At 69.6% G+C, this 18,662-nt stretch carries 22 protein-coding genes, 1 tRNA gene and 1 pseudogene; 14 read left to right on the top strand and 10 right to left on the bottom strand.

The genetic code is table 11. The features are described 5' to 3' along the window. Positions 1-190 precede the first annotated feature (190 nt). Positions 191-1,153, top strand: a complete 963-nt coding sequence (locus AC1DYG_RS00120; RefSeq protein ID WP_477637877.1) for an anti-sigma factor RsbA family regulatory protein — start codon at positions 191-193, stop codon at positions 1,151-1,153. 43 nt (positions 1,154-1,196) lie between these two features. On the opposite strand, the gene AC1DYG_RS00115 is transcribed toward AC1DYG_RS00120, so the two are convergent. Continuing rightward, the gene (locus AC1DYG_RS00115) at positions 1,197-1,379 is read right to left on the bottom strand and encodes a hypothetical protein (RefSeq protein WP_477612890.1); all 183 of its coding nucleotides are present in this window, start codon (positions 1,377-1,379) and stop codon (positions 1,197-1,199) included. Between the two features lie 98 nt (positions 1,380-1,477). Further along, positions 1,478-2,668, bottom strand: coding sequence for a WD40/YVTN/BNR-like repeat-containing protein (locus AC1DYG_RS00110; protein ID WP_477637876.1), 1,191 nt, complete (start codon positions 2,666-2,668; stop codon positions 1,478-1,480). Positions 2,669-2,914: 246 nt separating this feature from the next. On the opposite strand from AC1DYG_RS00110, the gene AC1DYG_RS00105 reads away from it, so the two are divergent. The 3 genes from AC1DYG_RS00105 (at position 2,915) to AC1DYG_RS00095 (ending at position 4,412) form a co-directional block, all read left to right on the top strand. Next, positions 2,915-3,316, top strand: coding sequence for a hypothetical protein (locus tag AC1DYG_RS00105; protein WP_477637875.1), 402 nt, complete (start codon positions 2,915-2,917; stop codon positions 3,314-3,316). A 116-nt stretch (positions 3,317-3,432) separates the two neighbouring features. Then, complete coding sequence (locus AC1DYG_RS00100) at positions 3,433-4,203, top strand: hypothetical protein (protein ID WP_477637874.1); 771 nt, start codon at positions 3,433-3,435, stop codon at positions 4,201-4,203. 41 nt (positions 4,204-4,244) lie between these two features. Further along, positions 4,245-4,412: a hypothetical protein gene (locus tag AC1DYG_RS00095; RefSeq protein WP_477637873.1), complete on the top strand. Its 168-nt coding sequence runs from the start codon at positions 4,245-4,247 to the stop codon at positions 4,410-4,412. A 110-nt stretch (positions 4,413-4,522) separates the two neighbouring features. Here AC1DYG_RS00095 and AC1DYG_RS00090 read toward each other — a convergent pair. Next, a tRNA-Leu gene (locus tag AC1DYG_RS00090) sits at positions 4,523-4,609 on the bottom strand. Positions 4,610-4,758: 149 nt separating this feature from the next. Between AC1DYG_RS00090 and AC1DYG_RS00085 the strand changes: the two genes are divergently transcribed. Beyond that, on the top strand, positions 4,759-6,090 hold the full coding sequence (locus AC1DYG_RS00085) for a M20/M25/M40 family metallo-hydrolase (protein ID WP_477637872.1): 1,332 nt from the start codon (positions 4,759-4,761) through the stop codon (positions 6,088-6,090). Between the two features lie 90 nt (positions 6,091-6,180). Next, positions 6,181-6,960 carry a hypothetical protein gene (locus AC1DYG_RS00080; protein WP_477637871.1) on the top strand — a complete coding sequence of 260 codons (780 nt, stop codon included), beginning with the start codon at positions 6,181-6,183 and terminating at the stop codon, positions 6,958-6,960. Between the two features lie 35 nt (positions 6,961-6,995). On the opposite strand, the gene AC1DYG_RS00075 is transcribed toward AC1DYG_RS00080, so the two are convergent. Continuing rightward, complete coding sequence (locus tag AC1DYG_RS00075; protein ID WP_477637870.1) at positions 6,996-7,181, bottom strand: DUF5703 family protein; 186 nt, start codon at positions 7,179-7,181, stop codon at positions 6,996-6,998. A gap of 39 nt (positions 7,182-7,220) precedes the next feature. Here AC1DYG_RS00075 and AC1DYG_RS00070 point away from each other — a divergent pair, with 39 nt between their 5' ends. After that, the gene (locus AC1DYG_RS00070) at positions 7,221-7,589 is read left to right on the top strand and encodes a hypothetical protein (RefSeq protein ID WP_477637869.1); all 369 of its coding nucleotides are present in this window, start codon (positions 7,221-7,223) and stop codon (positions 7,587-7,589) included. Positions 7,590-7,599: 10 nt separating this feature from the next. Here the strand turns inward: AC1DYG_RS00070 and AC1DYG_RS00065 are convergent, their stop codons facing one another. Beyond that, the gene (locus AC1DYG_RS00065; RefSeq protein ID WP_477637868.1) at positions 7,600-8,538 is read right to left on the bottom strand and encodes an aldo/keto reductase; all 939 of its coding nucleotides are present in this window, start codon (positions 8,536-8,538) and stop codon (positions 7,600-7,602) included. A gap of 64 nt (positions 8,539-8,602) precedes the next feature. Between AC1DYG_RS00065 and AC1DYG_RS00060 the strand changes: the two genes are divergently transcribed. Then, complete coding sequence (locus AC1DYG_RS00060; RefSeq protein WP_477637867.1) at positions 8,603-9,661, top strand: LLM class F420-dependent oxidoreductase; 1,059 nt, start codon at positions 8,603-8,605, stop codon at positions 9,659-9,661. A 73-nt stretch (positions 9,662-9,734) separates the two neighbouring features. Further along, the gene (locus AC1DYG_RS00055; protein WP_477637866.1) at positions 9,735-10,592 is read left to right on the top strand and encodes an undecaprenyl-diphosphate phosphatase; all 858 of its coding nucleotides are present in this window, start codon (positions 9,735-9,737) and stop codon (positions 10,590-10,592) included. A 3-nt stretch (positions 10,593-10,595) separates the two neighbouring features. Here the strand turns inward: AC1DYG_RS00055 and corA are convergent, their stop codons facing one another. Further along, a complete protein-coding gene (corA, locus tag AC1DYG_RS00050) occupies positions 10,596-11,576 on the bottom strand; it encodes a magnesium/cobalt transporter CorA (protein ID WP_477637865.1) in 981 nt (326 codons plus the stop codon). 78 nt (positions 11,577-11,654) lie between these two features. Here corA and AC1DYG_RS00045 point away from each other — a divergent pair, with 78 nt between their 5' ends. From AC1DYG_RS00045 to mshC, 4 genes are read left to right on the top strand one after another with little or no spacing between them, the layout of a single operon-like run. Beyond that, a complete protein-coding gene (locus tag AC1DYG_RS00045) occupies positions 11,655-12,353 on the top strand; it encodes an MSMEG_4193 family putative phosphomutase (protein ID WP_477637864.1) in 699 nt (232 codons plus the stop codon). Between the two features lie 9 nt (positions 12,354-12,362). Further along, positions 12,363-12,902, top strand: coding sequence for a DUF3090 domain-containing protein (locus AC1DYG_RS00040; protein ID WP_477637863.1), 540 nt, complete (start codon positions 12,363-12,365; stop codon positions 12,900-12,902). Beyond that, positions 12,839-13,711: an SCO1664 family protein gene (locus AC1DYG_RS00035; protein WP_477638211.1), complete on the top strand. Its 873-nt coding sequence runs from the start codon at positions 12,839-12,841 to the stop codon at positions 13,709-13,711. The genes AC1DYG_RS00040 and AC1DYG_RS00035 overlap by 64 nt, the downstream gene beginning before the upstream one ends. Positions 13,712-13,733: 22 nt before the next feature. Next, positions 13,734-14,981 (top strand): cysteine--1-D-myo-inosityl 2-amino-2-deoxy-alpha-D-glucopyranoside ligase, encoded by a 1,248-nt coding sequence (gene mshC / locus AC1DYG_RS00030; protein WP_477637862.1) that lies wholly within the window; start codon positions 13,734-13,736, stop codon positions 14,979-14,981. Between the two features lie 21 nt (positions 14,982-15,002). Here mshC and AC1DYG_RS00025 read toward each other — a convergent pair whose 3' ends face one another. Together AC1DYG_RS00025 and AC1DYG_RS00020 are read right to left on the bottom strand one after the other, a co-directional pair. After that, positions 15,003-15,686 (bottom strand): alpha/beta fold hydrolase, encoded by a 684-nt coding sequence (locus AC1DYG_RS00025; protein ID WP_477637861.1) that lies wholly within the window; start codon positions 15,684-15,686, stop codon positions 15,003-15,005. Between the two features lie 91 nt (positions 15,687-15,777). Then, the gene (locus tag AC1DYG_RS00020) at positions 15,778-16,629 is read right to left on the bottom strand and encodes a PAC2 family protein (RefSeq protein ID WP_477637860.1); all 852 of its coding nucleotides are present in this window, start codon (positions 16,627-16,629) and stop codon (positions 15,778-15,780) included. 125 nt (positions 16,630-16,754) lie between these two features. On the opposite strand from AC1DYG_RS00020, the gene AC1DYG_RS00015 reads away from it, so the two are divergent. Further along, entirely contained in the window at positions 16,755-17,480 is a 726-nt protein-coding gene (locus tag AC1DYG_RS00015) for an HAD family hydrolase (protein ID WP_477638210.1), read from the top strand. A gap of 15 nt (positions 17,481-17,495) precedes the next feature. Here AC1DYG_RS00015 and AC1DYG_RS00010 read toward each other — a convergent pair whose 3' ends face one another. After that, complete coding sequence (locus tag AC1DYG_RS00010; protein WP_477637859.1) at positions 17,496-18,341, bottom strand: RecB family exonuclease; 846 nt, start codon at positions 18,339-18,341, stop codon at positions 17,496-17,498. 190 nt (positions 18,342-18,531) lie between these two features. Further along, positions 18,532-18,662, bottom strand: a pseudogene (locus AC1DYG_RS00005) (IS110 family transposase); the annotation flags it as partial.

Genomic DNA, 18,662 nt, shown 5'->3' with positions numbered 1-18,662 from the left:
CGCAGTGGTCCATCGTGGGTGGCGCCGACGTCAGGCTGCCAACGCCCACCTTCGCAGATGCGAGATGGCGATGACACGTTTTCGCTGTTCAGGAGGATTCCCGGACTTCCTCCCATCGCGAGCAGGGAGGCGTACCCTTTGCGTGAGTCCGGGCACTGTGTCCCGGGTAGGCCGCGCGCACGGAGCTTTCATGGGCATCACGACTTCCCCCCTCCCTGTGGGGGAAGCGCGCTCCAGCAATGGCTACGTCCACGACGTGATGTTCTGGTCACGTAAGGATGCGTTCGTTCACGACACGGTCGACTTCGTACGCGGGGGGTTGCTGGCCCACGAACGTGTCCTCGTCGCCTTGCCCGCACCTCGGCTGCAGGCGGTTCGGGCGGCCCTGGGCGACGGGGCCAGACACGTGGACTTCGCCGACATGGAACACCTCGGCGCCAACCCCGCCCGGATCATCGCAGCGTGGGTCCAGTTCGTGACCGAGTCCGGGGACCGCCCCTCGCGCGGGGTGGGCGAACCCCTCTGGGCGGGTCGCTCGAGTGTCGAGGTCAGCGAGTGCCAGCTGCACGAGGCGCTGCTCAACGACGCCATCCCGGCGACGGCGCCCTTGTGGCTGCGCTGCCCCTACGAGGTGGGGGCGCTGCCCGCCGAGGTGGTCGACGTCGCCCTGCACTCGCACCCCTGGGTGGCGAAGGACGATGGCACGGCGCGGGCGAACGAGTCCTACGGCGGGGGCGAGCTGGGCGCGTTGGGCTTTGCGACTCCGCTCCCGGAACCGCCGGCCGCCAGCATCGTCCGGACCATCACGTCCGAGACCCTGCGTTCCGTGCGAGACCTGGCCCTGCATGTCGCCCGCGTCTGTGGAGTGGCGCAGGAGCGCGCCGAAGACCTCGGACTCGCGCTGCACGAACTGGGGGTCAACTCCGTGGTCCACGGCAACGGCGGCACCCTGCGGCTGTGGCGCACGCCCGAGGCGTTGGTCTGCGAGATCACCGACCGCGGTGTCGTCGCCGACCCTTTGACCGGTCGACTCGCCCCGAGCACCGAGGAGCCCGACGGGCGCGGACTGTGGATGGTCAACCAGCTGTGCGACCTCGTCCAGCTCCGGTCCTGCGACAGCGGGACGACGGTGCGCGTGCACACCTGGCTGTAGCCCTTCAGCCCGCGGGGGAGCCGCCTGTCAGGCGAGCCGAGGGTCAGGGCGCGACGGTGGACGAGTGGAGCAACGCGGCGATGAGGGCCGAACGCCAGGCCAGAGGGGCCTGCGCCGGGGTCCGGCACGATGCGCCACCGCACTCGCACACCCAGATCCAGCCCCGCGCACCGCGCAGGACGCGCGGGTGGTGACTGGTGCTGCGGTGGATGGTGTGCGTGCTCACGTCTTCGACGGTAGAAGCCGCTCAGGTATGCCGTGCACGGACGCGCCGGAGATCGGCCGAGTTCGCCCCCCAGAAGGGCCGAACGGACGAGGCAGGGGTCAACCCCTCGGAACCCGTGGCAAAGTCGGCGTCCTCACAGAGCTGCGCTTGAGTGAGCCCAGAGGTCTGCTCCGGGGCAGGGCCTGGGCGCTTGCTGCGGTGACTGTGAGGTTGTTGACCCGCACGATGGTGGAGTCGCTCATGCCGAGGTAGACCGTGCCGTTGACCACGGCCACGGACTGGGCGCCGGCGGGAGCCGTGCTCAGCGGCGTCCACGAGGTGCCATCGAGGCTGCGGTACACGCCGGTGGTCGTCAGGGCATAGATGTAACCGTCGCCCGGGACGGCCAGGTCGGAGAGTCCGCCGATCGCTGCGGTCACCGCAGTCACACCGTTGAACGTGGTGACGCCGTAGGCCGAGCCTCCCGCGCACACGATCGTGTTCTTGAAGACCTCGACCCGGTTGGCAGCCACGGTCCCGCACGGCCTGTCGGCCGACGCGGGGGAGACGGTCGACCACGTGGTCCCGTTGAAGGCGCGCAGCGGCGCACCTCCTGTGACACCGTTGGCCTGCAGGTACATCGTGCCGTTGATCGCGGCCGCCCAGTAGTAGCGCTCGTAGCCGTTCTCGACAGCCGAGGTGTCCTTGGCGACGAGCTGCCAGGTCTGGCCCCCGTCCGTCGACCGGTAGGCCCCCGCCCCACCACCCGCAACCGCAGGGTCGTACTGCCCGACCGAGCCGACCATCCACAGGTCGTTCCCGTTCAGTGTCGCGACGTCGTAGACGTGAACGGCCGGTGCCTTCAGCTGGTTGGTCCACGCGCCGGTCGCGTTGGTCGCATACCCGACGTCGGCGGTCCACTGAACTCGCGGGTCGGTCATCGGCGCGTACAGCCTGCCGTTGAGCTTGCGGTAGACGCTGATCTCCTCGGTAGGCACCTCGAGCTGGCTTCCCGAGAACGCTCCGGTCGCGGGGTCGAACGTGTGCACCTGCTGTGGGCCGGTGTTCGCGTCGTAGTCGCCGTAGGCGACGTAGAGCTTGCCGCCGTCAAGGCCGAGGTCGCGGATGAGGTGACCTGCAGCGGTGGGCTGCGCCGCCGCGAAGGGGTCTCTGCCCACCACGGTCGTCGTGTGCGACGGAACAGGGGTCGGCTTCACGGGCTTGGCCGCCTGGGCGGGGCTCGCGGTGGCGATGACCGCCGCAGCGATCGCGGTGACGAGGACGGCAGGTGCTGGGTTCCGGAGGTGCATGCGAACTCCCACGATTGGGTGCCGTTGGTCCACAGGTCACGGCGCGGGCGCCGGACACAGCAGAGCCGACCCGGTGGGGGCCGCGCCACTCCCAGCCTCGCGCGCCTTCAAGCCAATGCAAACGGCTTTACCAAACCTTTAATGACTTGTTCTCGTGTTTACCGAACGCAGGCCAAACCATCATGCTTTCATCTTCCCATCGAGAAGGAAGAAACCCTTCCAATTCAGTCCACGCGGGGAGCGATCATGGCAAATGAACTCGGCATCGTCATCGAAGAGCGGCTGCGCGACAAGGGGTGGTCGGTCTCTCGCTTCACGCTCGAGAGCGGCCTGAGCGCAGAGGTCGTCGTCAACCTGGTCGGCCCGGAGCAGCTGTCCGCCATGCCCGACGAGTCGACGCTGGCGCGGCTCGCGAAGGCTCTCGACCTGCCCTACCGACAGCTGGTTGTTGCTGCCGGGGTGGCGTGTGGACTCCCGAAGAACCAGGAGGGCGAGCCCACGTTCGTCCTGCGGTTCGTGACCAACCAGGAGCTCGTCAACGAGCTGAGGCGCCGACTCGTGCGGGGTTGGAACACCGGCGACGGCCAGCAGCGACGCGCGACCCACCTCGCGCTCATGCAGACCGCCCTGCTGAACGAGGCGAGCTGACCCCGCTGGACGCCCAGCGCGCATCATCACCCGTCTGAGCGGTACATTCAGGGGCAAAACTCCTGAAACGGTGGCAGGCGGACCGTTCCTGGGACCCCCGGACGGAAGGGTGGCGCGTGCTCGCACTAGACACCGCATGGCTTCGGACGCGGGTTCAGCTGGAACGCGAGGTGGTGACCCGCGAGTCGCTCGCCGCGGCGCTGGAGCACCGACTGCACGGCCCTGAGGTCGACCAGGGGGAACTCAGGCGGGGATGCGACTATGCCGCCGAGGTGGGGCTTGCCGCAGTCCTGTGTCGGCCAGAGCACCTCGCGACGGCCGCCCGCAGGCTCACAGGGACCGGCACAGCGGCTGTGACGGCCCTGGCCTTCCACGACAGGTCGTCCCGGCTCCATGACCCCCTCGACCTCGCTGCGGAGGCCATGGAACTGGTGTCGGTCGGCGCGTCGGAGGTGGCGTTGGTCGTCGCACCCGGGCGCGAGGACGATTGCCTGCACCTGATCGCTGAGCAGGTCGACGCCGTCATCGAGGCCGTGGCGCCGCAGGCCGGCAAGGTCCGGGTGCTGATCGACACGACGGACGCCTCCAAGGACGAGATGACGGCGTGCACGGCTCTGGTCGGTGCGGCAGGGGCGGTGCTCGTCCAAGGGGGGTCGTTCCGAGGCGACCGCGCGACCTTCTCCCAGATCGAGGCCATGCGTCACACGCTTCCCGCCGCAGTCCTGCTGAAGTGGACGCAACCGCTGAGATCGGTCGAGATGATGCTGGTCTGCATGGCCTTGGGCGTCAACAGGTTCAACGGCGACGTCCCGACCCTCCTGGCAGAGGCCAGGCGGAGCACGCAGCGCGCACCACTCATGCTCCCGATCTACGGTGTGGACTTCTGACACTCCTGCTCACCCACGCGACGAAGAACAACGTCCTTCCGGTGCTGTCGGCGCGCACGAGGGGTGAGCTTGCCCGGCCGCTGAGGTTGCTCGAGTCGGAATCCGGGGTGCCGCCGGCGGGACTGTCGGTGCACCAGAGCATGCTCCACGCGGGGGTGCCGGGGATCATCAGTGACTCGACGGAGGTGCGGACCGAGCTGATCGGGTGACGTTGACTGGGGTCCGGAGGGGGAGCCGTTGCTCGCTCGCTCCTCCCAAGTCCGCATGCTGGATTCAATGAGAAGGACCCCGACGAAAAGCGTGTCGGGGTCCTTCTCATTGGTGTCCGGAGGGGGACTTGAACCCCCACGCCCGTTAAGGGCACTAGCACCTCAAGCTAGCGCGTCTGCCATTCCGCCACCCGGACAAGGTGCTGAGCAGGCACCTTGGGGAGCGCCTGCTGCGACCCGGAACGATAGCACGCAGGCCAGCCCTTCTCCCAAACGGCCCAGCCCCCATCGGATCCCGCAGAACCGTCAGCCGCACGGCATACCCAAGGCCCTTAGTGTGGACGGCATGAGCGAGGTCACCGAGTCCGCCACCACTCCCGTCGACGAGGTCGTGCGCCTGTGCCGCGACCTGATCCGGATCGACAGCACCAACCATGGCGACGGCAGCGGACCCGGCGAGCGCGAGGCCGCCGAGTACGTCGTGGCCCAGCTGCGCGAGGTGGGCCTCGAACCCACCGTCATCGAGAGCGACCCGGGACGCACCAGCGTCGTCGTCCGGATCGAGGGCGAGGACCGCGACCGCCCTGCCCTGTGCATCCACGGTCACCTGGACGTGGTCCCGGCCAACGCCGCAGACTGGCAGGTCGACCCCCTTGGCGCCGAGCTCAGGGACGGCTGCATCTGGGGTCGCGGTGCGGTCGACATGAAGGACATGGACGCCATGATCCTGGCCAACATCCGCGACCTGGCCCGCCGCGGCGCCAAGCCCCCGCGTGACATCGTCTTCGCCTTCTTCGCCGACGAGGAGGCCGGTGGCGTCAAGGGAAGCCACTACGTGGTCGACCACCACCCCGAGCTCTTCGACGGCGTGACGGAAGCGGTCTCGGAGGTTGGCGGCTACAGCGTCACGGTGCCGACCGCCGAGGGCGACACCCGGGCCTACCTGGTCCAGACGGCTGAGAAGGGCATCCTCTGGCTGCGCCTCACCGCGCACGGCCGGGCGGGGCACGGCTCGGTGCCCAACGACGAGAACGCGCTGGTGCGTCTCGCCCAGGCCATCACCCGCATCAACGAGCACAAGTGGCCGCGGGAGTACATCGCGTCGGTGCGCGAGCTGCTCGACGGCCTGTCCGCCCTGACCGGCACGTCCTACTCCGACGAGGACCTCGACGAGCTGCTCGACCACCTCGGGGGAGCGCAGGGCTTCGTGCGGGGGACGTTGCAGGACACGGCCAACTTCACCATGGCCGAGGCGGGGTACAAGCACAACGTCATCCCACAGAGTGCCTGCGCCTCGCTCGACTGCCGGTTCCTGCCGGGTCACGACGACGAGCTGCTGGACACCATCCGCGAGCTCGCGGGAGAGCACGTCGAGGTTGAGGTCGTGCACCGCGACATCGCGCTCGATACCCCCTTCGAAGGGCCCCTCGTCGAGGCGATGAAGGCGGCCCTGCTCGCCGAGGACCCCGGCGCCGAGGTGCTGCCCTACTGCCTGTCCGGGGGCACCGACAACAAAGCGCTGAGCACGCTCGGCATCACCGGGTACGGGTTCGCCCCGCTGCAGCTGCCCGCTGACCTCGACTTCGCGCCGATGTTCCACGGCATCGACGAGCGAGTGCCCGTCGCGGCCCTCGAGTTCGGGACCAGGGTGCTCCAGCGCTTCATCGCGACCTGCTGACGGCGCACAAATCCCCTCAGTAGCCGTATCCCCGCAGGCCAGGCCGTCGTTGAGCAGTCCGTAGCGGACACAGGCGAAGGGCGGACGGTCATGGCGACTCGTCAACGGATCAGTGGCATTGCTCGGCTCGGGGCGGTCCTGGTCCTGACCGCAGGTGTGGGAGTCGTCGGCCAGAGCGCCGCCGGTGCGGCCACCCAGCTGGCACCGGCACCCCTCGGCGCGGTGGGGGACGCCGCGTCGAGCCTCGTGCCCGTTCCGCCACCCTCTGACCCGGCCCAGCCGGTGACCCAGGTCGTCGGCACCGTCAGCGGCGCTCTGGAGAGTCCCTCGGGAACCGGATCCGGCACCGGATCCGGTGGTAGTTCCGAGGCGGGCGCCGGGTCGGGGACGAGCTCGTCGGCAACGGAGGCCGACACCCCAGCCGCGCGCGTCGGGGCGGCGCAGGACGCGGACGACGACACCGTCGTGGGGGCGGACGTCACCGTGCGCGACCTCCTGGGGGCGTGCGTGCGGCTCACCAGTGCGGGCGTGCCGGCGCGCACGACGATCGTCGTGCTCGACCAGAACCTCCTCGACCAGCTCAGGGCTGTCGGGCTGCCCGTCGACCGGCTGGTCGTGCCCTGCCCGGTCGGCGCGGCTGTCGGCACGACCGGGGGATCCAGCGGCGGCACGACCAGCGCGGCCGCCACCACAGCGAACCCGACGGGCAACGCAGGTGAGGCTCGAACCTCTGGACTGCTCGCCTTCACAGGCATCCACCTCGCCCCCACGCTGCTGCTGGCCGGCGGGTTGATCGCCCTCGGGATCGCCTTTCTCCGCAAGGCACACGGGCTCGTCGACGACCGGGTGCTGGACATCCTGAACGCCTGACCGGGAGGGTCTCCGGCGACCCTCGCACAGTCCCGTCAGGTGGGGCGAGGAGCCCGGATGATCTTGCGGCGCAACCAGGTCCGTTGCTGACCACCCAGGTAGATCCGGGTGCGGTGCAGCTCCCAGTGGCCGTACTCGGCGTGCTCGGTCAACGTCCGGCGAATATCGGATCGTGAATCTCTTCGGGTGAAGCTCACCACGCGGTACTCGTACTCAACCATCGTGCGCCATTTTGCCGCAGAACCCGATACCGTCGAGCCATGACCGCAGACCCGCGTGGCGCGCTGGCCAACCTCATGACTGCTTTCGAGCGGCACCTCGAGGCATCGGCCTCCAAGCGGGGAGAGGAAGACCCGACGGTCATCGCGGCCTACGACGACCTGGCCGACGCGTTCGCGTCCTACGACGACGCCCTCTTGCAGGCGTACGGCGAGATGACGCCGCTCGACATCTATGACGGCGACGATGACGATGACGAAGACGACGAAGACGACGACGACGACGACGACGAAGACGACGACGACGACTCGGATGACTCGGATGACGAAGAGCTCGACGACCACCCCGACGAGGATGGCGACGGTGGCGTGTACTCAGGTCTGGACGACGCGGACTACGACGAGTCCTGACCTCTCGCGCTCAGGCTGAGATCTCGTCCAACGCGGCCACCAGCTCGTCGGGGAGCTCGAGGGACTCGCTGGCGAGGGAGGTGCGCAGCTGTGCCGTGGTCCGGGCGCCGACGACGGGGCTGACCACGCCGGGCCGGTCTCGCACCCAGGCCAGGGCGACCTCGGCCAGGCTGACTTCCAGCCCCTTGGCAGCGATGGCGAGCGCCTCGACGATCCCGGAGCTGCGGTCGTCGAGGTAGCGGGCCGTGAACCGGGGGAAGTCCCGCGAGGCCGCCCGGGAGTCCGCGGGCACCCCGTTGCGGTACTTGCCGGTCAGCACTCCTCGGCCCAGCGGAGACCAGGGGAGCAGCCCGAACCCGAGCGCCTGCGCTGCTGCCAGAAGGTCGGGCTCGGCGCTGCGGTTGGCCAGGGAGTACTCGATCTCGTTGGCCACCAACGGGACTCGCGCCTGCTCGAGCAGTGACATCGCCCGGGCCACCTGCCACCCACTGAAGTTGGACACCCCGACGTAGCGCGCCCGGCCGGTGTTGACGGCCCATTCCAGCGCCGACAACGTCTCGGTCAGGGGTGCCTCGTCCGACCACGTGTGGACCAGCCAGAGGTCGACATGGTCGGTCCCGAGCCGTTCGAGCGAGGTGTCCAGCTGGCTGAGCAGGCTGTGCCGTGAGGTGTCGACGATGCGGTTGCCGGAACGGCGGGAGATGCCGGACTTGGTGCAGATGACCAGGTCCTCCCGCTGGACGTCGTCATCGATGAGGCGACCGATGATCTCCTCGGAGGCGCCCTCGGAGTAGCCGTGTGCCGTGTCGACGAGGTTTCCCCCGGCGTCGAGGAAGGTGCGCAGCTGCTCGCGTGCCCCTTCCTCGTCGGTGGTCCGGCCCCAGGTCATCGTTCCGAGGGCAAGGCGGGACACCGAGAGTCCGGAGGTGCCCATTCGTCGCTGGCGCATGGTCCCGTACGGTAGTCGGCCCTCGCCCGGCTGACGTGCCGCACTCGCCGCTAACCTCGCTCCCATGGAACTCGGTGTGAACCTCGGCTACTTCGGCCTGGGCGTCGACCAGGACAACGTGGCAGTCGCGCAGGAGGCCGATCGGCTCGGGTATGCCGTGGCGTGGGCTGCCGAGGCGTACGGCTCGGACGTCCCCACGGTGCTGTCGTGGATCGGAGCCCTCACCGAGCGGATCGACCTCGGCGCGGCAGTGATGCAGATCCCGGCCCGGACCCCGGCGATGACGGCCATGACCGCAGCCACCCTCGACACCCTGTCCAAGGGCCGGTTCCGCCTGGGCCTGGGTGTCAGTGGTCCACAGGTCAGCGAGGGGTGGCACGGCGTCCCGTTCGCGGCTCCGCTCGGACGCACGCGAGAGTACGTCGACATCGTGCGGATGGCACTACGACGCGAGAGCCTGGCGTATGCCGGGAAGCACTTCACGCTCCCGGTGGCCGACGGCCCCGGCAAGGCCCTCAAGCTGACGATCCACCCGCCGCGCCCCGATCTGCCGATCTACCTCGCGGCCGTGGGACCGAAGAACCTCGAGCTCGCGGGTGAGGTGGCCGATGGGTGGCACGCGATCTTCTTCAGCCCCGAGCACTCCGGCGACCTGGTGAAGTCCGTGGTCGCTGGCCGCAGACGCGCCGGCCGAGGGACCGACGACAACCCGCTCGACGGGTTCGACATCGCTCCGTCGGTGCCCGTGGTGATCTCCGACGACGTCGAGGCCGCGGCCGACGCGATCCGTCCCTACGCCGCCCTCTACATCGGCGGAATGGGGTCCCGGGAGCAGAACTTCTACAACCAGCTGGCCGTGCGAATGGGGTTCGAGGAGGCGGCGGCACGGGTGCAGGACCTCTTCCTTGCCAAGCAGCACCGTGATGCCGCAGCCGCGGTGCCCTTCGAGTTCATCGACGCCACGGCCCTCATCGGCCCCCGCGACCGCATCCGTGACCGGCTGGCTCGCTACGCCGACGTCGGGGTCGGCTCGCTGTCGATCGCACCCTTCGCGGGAGGGCTCGAGGACCGGCTGCATGTCGTGCGATCGATGGCAGAGCTCATGGGAGAGACTGGCCTCTGACCACGGCACCGCACCGCCTTCCGAGGCCTGACCGCCGCTCGCTCCACCGCCTCACTACACCGAAAGCAGACCGTTGACCCTGAGCTATCTCGACGCCCTCATCCTCGGCATCGTGGAGGGGCTGACCGAGTTCCTCCCGGTCTCCTCCACGGGACACCTGACGATCACCGAGAAGCTTCTCGGCCTGACGGTCGACGACCCGGGGGTGACCGCCTACACCGCGGTGATCCAGCTCGGGGCGATCGTGGCAACGCTGCTGTACTTCGGCAAGGACATCGTCCGGCTGCTCGGGGCGTGGGTCTCTGGCCTGGTGAGCGCACCGGCCCGGGCCCACCACGACTACCAGCTGGCCTGGGCCGTCATCGTGGGGTCGATCCCCGTGGGCATCGTCGGCTTCGCGGCCAAGGACCTGATCAGCGGCGGCCTGCGCAGCCTCTGGGTGGTCGCGGTGGCGCTCATCGCCTGGAGTGCCGTGATGTGGCTCGCCGAGACCCGCCACACGATGCTCACCGACCAGGGAGTCGAACGCGGGGAGGGGCAGGTCACCCTCGTGGACGGTGTGGTCATCGGCCTGGTGCAGTGCGCTTCCCTGGTGCCCGGTGTGTCCCGGTCGGGCGCGACCATCTCCGCCGGGTTGTTCCGGGGGCTCGACCGGCTGACTGCGACCCGGTTGTCGTTCTTCATGGCCATTCCTGCGTTGACTGCTGCGGGCATCTTCGAGCTGCTCAGCGAGACCGATCACCTCCGGCTGCTCGGCATCGGCCCGATCATCCTCGGCGTCGTGGTCTCGTTCGTCGTCGCCTACGCCTCGATCGCCTGGCTGCTGAAGTTCGTCAGCAGCAACAAGATCACGGCGTTCGTCTGGTACCGCGTCGCCCTCGGAGTCGTGCTGCTCGTCGTCCTCGCCGCCGGCTGGATGACCGCCACCTAGCCTCTACAGCCAGCCGGACTTCCGGAAGGCGCGGTACAGCCCGAGACAGGCGGCCGCCATCACACCCACGACGATGAAGTAGCCGTACCGCCACTTCAGCTCGGGCATGTTGTCGAAGTTCATTCCGTACACGCCGGCGATCATCGTGGGCACGGCGGCGATAGCGACCCACGCGGAGATCTTCCGCATGTCGCTGTTCTGCTGCACGCTGATCTGGGCGAGGTGGGCGTTGAGGATGTCGGTGAGGAGGCGGTCATACGACTCCACGTGGTCGATCACCCGCAGCAGGTGGTCGGCCACGTCACGGAAGAGCATCCGCACCTCCTTCTGCGGAAGGGGCGAGCGGGATCCGTCATGGAGCATTCTCAGGGGGGCAGCCAGCGGCACGGCTGCCCGCCGGAACTCCAGGACCTCCCGCTTCAGCCGGTAGATGGTGGCCGAGCTGACTCTGTTGGCCCCCGTGAAGACGGACGCCTCGATGTCCTCGAGGTCCTTCTGCAGTTCGGCGTCGATGGTGACGTAGTTGTCGACGATGCTGTCCATCACCGCGTGGACGACCGCGATGGCGCCATGCCGCAGGCCCTCGGTATTGCCTTCGAGTGCCTGCCGCACTCCGGCAAGGGGGTTCGCCTCGCCGCGGCGCACCGTGACGACGAACCGGTCTCCGACGAAGAGCATCACCTCACCGGTCTCGACGTCTGAGGTCTCCTCGATGTAGCGCAACGTCTTCATCACCACGAAGATCGTGTTGTCGTAGAGCTCCACCTTGGGGCGCTGGTTGCCCTTGACCGCGTCCTCCACGGCCAGCGGGTGCAGCTTGAGCTCGTCGTTGACGAGGTCGAACTCGGCATCGGTGGGGTTCTTGAGCCCGATCCAGAGGAAGGCGTGGGGGTCGTCCCCACCGCGCAGCTCGTCCAGGGCGTCACTGAGATCGCCGCACGGCAGCCGTTGGCCCTGGCGGTAGATGGCTTGGTCGACGATCACGGCCCTACTTCACCACGTCCGCGACGGTCCTGCGAGCAACCCGCCGTCAAGATGGACACCGCGCCGTAGAGTGCGCAGGTGCCCACCGTCCTGCTGGTCCGTCACGGCCACTCCAGCGCCAACGGTGAGGGCATCCTCGCCGGCCGGCTGCCCGGCATACACCTCACCGACCGCGGGCGTGAGCAGGCCGAGACCCTCGGGGAGCGGTTCCGTGGCCTGCCCGTCACCCGGGTGGTGAGCAGTCCGCTCGAACGCTGCCTCGAGACCGCGGCACCGCTTGCCGCGGCAGTCGGCGTCGAGGTCACCGTGGACGACGACCTTGAGGAGTGCGCCTACGGGGCGTGGACCGGGCGCCCGCTCTCGGAGCTCGCCAAGGAGCCGTTGTGGGCAACGGTCCAGGACGCTCCCGAGACGGCCCGGTTCCCCGACGACGACCGGTATGCCGCCGAGAGCCTTCGCGCCATGAGTGACCGGGTCGTGGCGGCAGTGCGGCGCCACGACACGGAGGTCGGCGAGCTGGCGGGCGACTCCGGGCTGTGGGTGGCGGTGACCCACGGTGACCTGCTCAAGGCGGTGCTCGCCGACGCGACCGGCTCGGGTCTGGCTCGGTTCCAGCGCTACACCGCGGACCCCGCCTCGGTGTCGGCGGTGCGGTACGGCGGTCGGCACACGTTCCTGCTGACGGCCAACGACCTGACCCCCGACCTGACCCGGTTCCAGCCGAAACCGGAGGCGCCGGCCACGGGCGACGCACCGGTCGGTGGGGGAGCCGGTTAGAGTTTTGCCATGGGGCTCGTCGAGTTTGATCCACCGGACCGGTTCGTCGCCGGCACCGTCGGCCCGCCAGGGCAACGCACCTTCTTCCTTCAGGCCAGCGAGGGACGTCGACTGACCAGCGTCTCGCTGGAGAAGCAGCAGGTGTCCGTCCTCGCCGACCGCATCAACGACCTCCTCGACAGCTACGCAGCGGGCGAGGGTGCCGACCATGCAGTGGCCGAGGTGGTCGACAACGCACCGCTGGACACGCCGATCGAGGACGAGTTCCGTGTCACCGCCCTGAGCCTGGCCTGGGACGACGCCCGGCGTGTCGTGGTCATCGAGTGTCTCGACCGAGACCCTGACGACCCCGAGGCTGCTGTCGACCCGGAGGTGCTGACCGAGGAGCCTCGACAGGTGCGGGTGGTCCTCTCCCCATCGAGGGCTCGGGCCTTCGCGCGCCGCGCCCAGTCGGTCGTCTCGGCCGGGCGCCCGCCCTGCCCGTTCTGTGGTGGCCCGCTCGAGCCAGAGGGGCACATCTGCCCCCGCGCGAACGGCTACAAGCGCTGACCCAGCCAGCAGGCGGCTCGTCGGTCACCCTCGACCTCCTGGCGCGCGCAGACCTGGTGGTGCTCGGGGCGTTGGCCGACGCCTCCAACCTCGCCCTGCTCGTCCGACTCGAGGACGACGCTGGACCGCTGGCCATCTACAAGCCCATCGCGGGCGAGCGCCCCCTGTGGGACTTCCCTGACGGGTCGCTGGCGGCTCGCGAGGTGGCTGCCCACCTGATCAGCGACGTGGGTGGGTGGGGCGTGGTGCCCGAGACGGTGCTGCGCGACGGACCGCGCGGTCCCGGATCCGTGCAGCGGTGGGTCGGCGACCCGCAGACCCCACCGGAGTACGTCGTCGACGTCGTGGCGCCGGATGCCGTTCCGGAGGGATGGCTGGCGGTGCTCCGCGGCGAGGACGAGCGTGGCAGACCGGTCGTGGTGGTCCACGAGGACAGTGCAGACGTCCGGGGAGTCGCGGCCTTCGATGCGGTGATCAACAACTCCGACCGCAAGGGTTCGCACCTGATCCGTGAGGGTGAGTTCCTTCGCGGTTTCGACCACGGTGTCAGCCTGCACCAGGAAGACAAGCTGCGGACGGTGCTGTGGGGATTCGCGGGTCAGCCGCTGTCCTCACCGGACTTGTCCCGGATCACGATCGTGCGAGACGCCCTGCGGGACGCGACCTCCTCACTGCACCGCGGCCTGTCAGGACTGCTGACCCCCGCCGAGGTGACCGCCCTCGGGGCCCGCTGCGCGGCGCTGCTCGCCCAGGCGGCATACCCGGTGCCCTCCGGTGAGTGGCCGGCCATCCCGTGGCCGCCGTTGTGAAGCGCCCCCGTAGGCTTCCGCTGTGATCTCCTGGCCCACGCCCTTCCTCCCCGCCGTGCCCGGCACCGGCCACCCCGTGCAGGTCTTCGACTCCGCGACCGGGGCGCTCCGTGCGATCGCCCCCGGACCGACGGCGCGGATGTACGTCTGCGGGATCACGCCCTACGACGCCACCCACATGGGGCACGCCGCCACCTACGTCACCTTCGACATCCTCGGCCGCGCACTGCGTGACGCAGGGCACGACGTCGAGTACGTCCAGAACATCACCGACGTCGACGACCCGCTCCTCGAGCGGGCGACCCGCGACGGGATCAAGTGGGAAGACCTTGCGGCGCAAGAGATCTCGCTCTTCCGCGAGGACATGACCGCGCTGGCAGTCATCCCTCCCGACCACTACGTGGGGGTCGTCGAGAGCATCGAACCTGTGGGGGCCGCCGTGCGCGCACTGCTCGAGCGGGGTGCGGCCTACGCGGTCGACACGCCTGAGTCCGAGGGTGACGACCTCTACCTCGACATCTCGACGGACGCCGGCTTCGGCGCCGTGTCCAACTGGAGCCGCCAGGAGATGCTCGCGGTGTTCGCCGACCGCGGCGGGGACCCCGATCGCGCAGGCAAGCGCGACCAGCTCGACCCGCTGCTGTGGCGGGCCGCTCGCGAGGGCGAGCCTTCGTGGACGGTCGAGGGCCTGCCCGATGGTCGGCCCGGCTGGCACATCGAGTGCACCGCGATCGCGCTGGACCACCTGGGCATGGCCTTCGACGTCCAAGGCGGCGGGACGGACCTGATCTTCCCGCACCACGAGATGAGCGCGACGCAGGCCGTGGTGCTGACCGACCAGCGGCCCTTCGCGCGGACCTACTCCCACCAGGCGATGGTGGGTCTCCACGGCGAGAAGATGAGCAAGTCGAAGGGCAACCTCGTGCTCGTCTCCAAGCTGCGCGCCGACGGCGTCGACCCGATGACCATCCGCCTGGCGCTGCTCGCCCAGCACTACCGCACCGAGTGGTCGTGGACCGACGGCGTGTTGGAGGCGGCGCAGGAGCGCTTGGAGACCTGGCGCGCCGCCCTGTCGGTCAACAGCGCACCCGACTCCGCGGATGCCGTCGAGGCGATCCGAGCGCGCGTGGCCGAGGACCTGGACACCCCGGGGGCCCTGGCCGCCGTGGACGCGTGGGCCAGGCAGACGCTCACCCGCGGCGGGACCAGCAGCTCGGCGGCAGGCGTGCTCGCCCGCGCCCTCGACGCGATCCTGGGTGTCCGGGTCTGAGACCGCTCGGCCCCGCGCCCGTCAGGCAGTCGCAGCGGCCGCGAGGAGCTGGGCCAGCGCCTTCGGCTTGGTGACCATGGGCCAGTGACCCGAGTCGATGTCGACGAGGTCGAGGTGCCTGGCCTTGGCGAGCTCGGGCAGCTCACCGTCATCGATCCACGCCTGAGCCTGGGCGGGGTCGAACTCGGGACACACCAGCACGACCGGTACGTCGAACCTCCGGTCGTCCGTCAGGTGCACCACGCCCTTGGTCACCCCCTCGGGGACCGGGATCGCGGCAGCCTCGAAGGTGCGCCTCGACTCCTCGTCGAGGTCGGCTGAGTCCGCTCCCTCGAACGGCCCCCAGCCGGGGAACCGCATGACGCCGTGCGTGGTCTCGAAGAAGTCGGCGTAGGCCTCCCCGTCGGCGGACGGGAAGCCGCCGATGAGCGCAATCCTGGCCACCTTGTCCGGGCGGGCGTCAGCCGCCAGCCACGCGAGGGTGCAGGCTGCGGAGTGCCCCACGACCATGGGCGGGTCTGGGGCGAGGTCGACGGCGCTGAGCACCGCCGCCACCTGGTCGTCCAGTGTGGCCGACGCTGCGCCGTCACCTTGACCGGGGAGGGTGAGCGGCACGGCGCGGTGGCCGAGCCTGTCGAGCTCTGGCACCACCTCGTCCCAGGCGGATCCGTCGAGCCACAGGCCGGCGATGAGCACGATGTCCATGGTCAGGAGGTTAGGGGCAGTTCCGGACGATCTAGGTCCGGTTCAGCGATCCAGCCGGTGCCTTCGTGCGAGCCGGCCCGTCGACCGGGCCTCAGCCCGGCCCTTCCTGCCCGCGGCGACGCAGGTAGCGCTCGAACTCGCGGGCGATCGCGTCGCCGCTCGCCTCGGGCAGGTCGGCCGTGTCCTGGGCCTCTTCCAGGGACTGGACGTACTCGGCGACCTCCTCGTCGGTGTCGGCGAGCTCGTTGATGCCGCGCTCCCACGCCTTGGCACCGTCAGCCAGGTCGCCGTGTGGAATGCTCGCGTCGAGCAGCTCCTCGAGTCGTGAGATGAGCGCGAGAGTGGCCTTCGGCGAGGGGGAGTGCCCGGCGTAGTGCGGTACCGCGGCCCAGCAGGAGAGCGACTGCATCCCCGACTGGGTGGCGGCGTCGGCCAGCACCCCCACGATGCCGGTCGGCCCCTCGTAGCGACTCGGCTCGAGGTCGAACCGGTGAATCACGTCGTCGTCGTCGGAGGTCGCGGTCACCGGGATCGGGCGGGTGTGGGCCACATCGGCCATGAGCGCGCCGAGCGTGAACACGGTGCTCGCGCCCACCTCCTGGGCGAACTCCATGAGCTCGATCGTGAAGGCTCGCCAGCGAAAGGAGGGCTCGATGCCCTGGATCAGGATCACGTCGCGGTCCAGCCCCGCCGAGCGTGCGACGAGGATCCGGGTGGTGCGCCAGTGGATCCGTCGGCGCCCGTCCTCGAGGACCACCCTCGGCCGGTTGACCTGGAAGTCGTAGTACTCCTCCGGGTCGAGCGCTGCGATGGCCTCGGCGTCCCACACGTCGACGAGGTGGTCGACGGCTGCGGTCGCCGCCTCTCCGGCGTCGTTCCAGCCCTCGAAGGCGGCAATCACGACGGGGTTGTTGAGCTCGGGGACGTCTTCGAGTTCGATCACCACCGCTCCTTCCTCTGCTGCCGATGCACGATTCAGGTCCAGCCTACGGTCCGGGGTCCGGAGCCATCTGCACGGCTGCGTATAGTCGGGCGCGCCGCCACCCCCGCATCATGAAGGCCACCGCAATGCCGCCTCCCGAGTCCGCTCCGTCCGAAGGCCTGTCGCGTGCCGGGGCCGCACTTCCCGCCGCGGTCTTCTGGGACATGGACGGCACCCTCGTCGACACCGAGCCCTACTGGATCAACGCCGAACACGCGATCGTCGAGGAGGCCGGCGGGATCTGGAACGACGAGTACGCCCACCAGCTCGTCGGCAACGACCTCATGGTGTCCGCAGAGTTCATCCGGGACAACAGCCCCGTCTCGCTGGATCCCGTCGAGATCATCGAGGAACTGCTCACCCGGGTCATTGCCCAGGTCACCGAGCACGTGCCGTGGCGGCCCGGTGCCGTGGAGCTGTTGACCAGCCTGGGGAAGGCGGGGGTGCCGAATGCCTTGGTGACCATGTCCTGGCGGTCGCTGGCCGACGCGGTCGTCACCGCGCTGCCCGAGGGGACCTTCGCCGCGGTCGTCACCGGTGACGAGGTGCAGCACGGCAAGCCGCACCCCGAGCCCTACCTCGCTGCGGCCCGCGCGCTCGGGGTGGCAGTCGGCGACTGCGTCGCCATCGAGGACTCGCCCACGGGGGTGCGCTCGGCGGTCGCCGCGGGAGTGCCCACCCTTGCCGTGCCGCACGTCGTCGCGGTGCCGTCCATCGTCGGTGCGGTGCAGGTGCCCAGCCTGCGTGGGCTGGCGCCCCGTGACCTGCGGGCCCTGTTTGACGGAGCGCGCAGTGACGGGGCGCGCCAGTAGCTCAGCGCAGCTGGCTCATTCGTCGATCGGGGTCACCTGGCCCGAGACGGCGGGGTTCAGGGCGATCTGGGCGGCGTTCTCGGGCAACGGCGGGGGAATGCCACCCCAGGCGGGGCAGAACTCGCGGTAGTCGCACCAGTCGCACAGCCGGGAGGTCTTGGGACGCCAGTCACCGGTGGTGGCAGCATGCTCGATGGCTGTCCACACGGCCTTGAGGTTGCGCTCCAGGCTGAGCAGGTCGTGCTCGTCGGGGGCGTAGCGGACAACCTCACCGTTGCCGAGGTAGACCAGCTGGAGCAGACGCGGGATCTCGCCGCGCAGCCGCCAAAGCACCAGGGCGTAGAACTTCATCTGGAACAACGCCTTGCCCTCGAAGAGCTCGCTCGGCGATCGGCCGGTCTTGTAGTCCACGACACGCATGGCGCCGTCCGGAGCCACGTCGAGGCGGTCGACGTAGCCTCGCAACACCAGGCCGTCGACATCGGTCTCGACGTAGAGCTCGCGCTCGGCGGGTTCGAGCCGAGTCGGGTCCTCGAGGGTGAACCAGGTCTCGATCAGGGCCTGCGCGTCACCGAACCAGCCCGCCTCGGTCAGCTTGTCGTCGGCGAGGATCATCTCGGCCAGCTCGGGCTCCTGCTCCACGAGTGCCTCCCACTCGGGACCCAGCAGGGCCTGGGCGGCCTGCGGGGTGCGCTCGTCGGCGGGCAGGTCGAAGAGTCGCTCCAGGACGGCGTGCACCAGCGTGCCCCGCGCCGCGGCCGGGCTCGGCGGGGAGGGGAGCTTGTCGATGGTGCGGAACCGGTAGAGCAGTGGACACTGCTTGAAGTCCGATGCTCGGCTCGGTGAGAGGGCTGGAACCATGGACCACACGGTATGCCGCGCCGCTGACAGCGGTGCCGCGGCGCACCGTCGGTGCACCGCGGCATACCGCCCGAAGCTGGGTGGAGCTCGTCCGGCGGTGCCGTGACACCTTGGGTCAGCGGGGGCTCACCAGGACCCAGCCCGCCTGGACGCTGGGCCGGGCACAGGTCGGCGACGCTCCTATGCTTCGTCAAGCAGCTGCGGCCCCACTTTCAAGCAGGCGGTAGAGGTCGCGGGCGATGTAGCGAGCCAGGCAGCGTTTGATCTCGCGGCCGGTCTTGCCTTCGGCGGTTCGGCGAGCGACGTAGTCGCGGGTGGCGG

This window comes from Pedococcus sp. P1_H8, from assembly GCF_056405175.1.
Note: the sequence above shows the minus strand (reverse complement) of the source record. Positions and strands in the feature narration are given on the sequence as shown.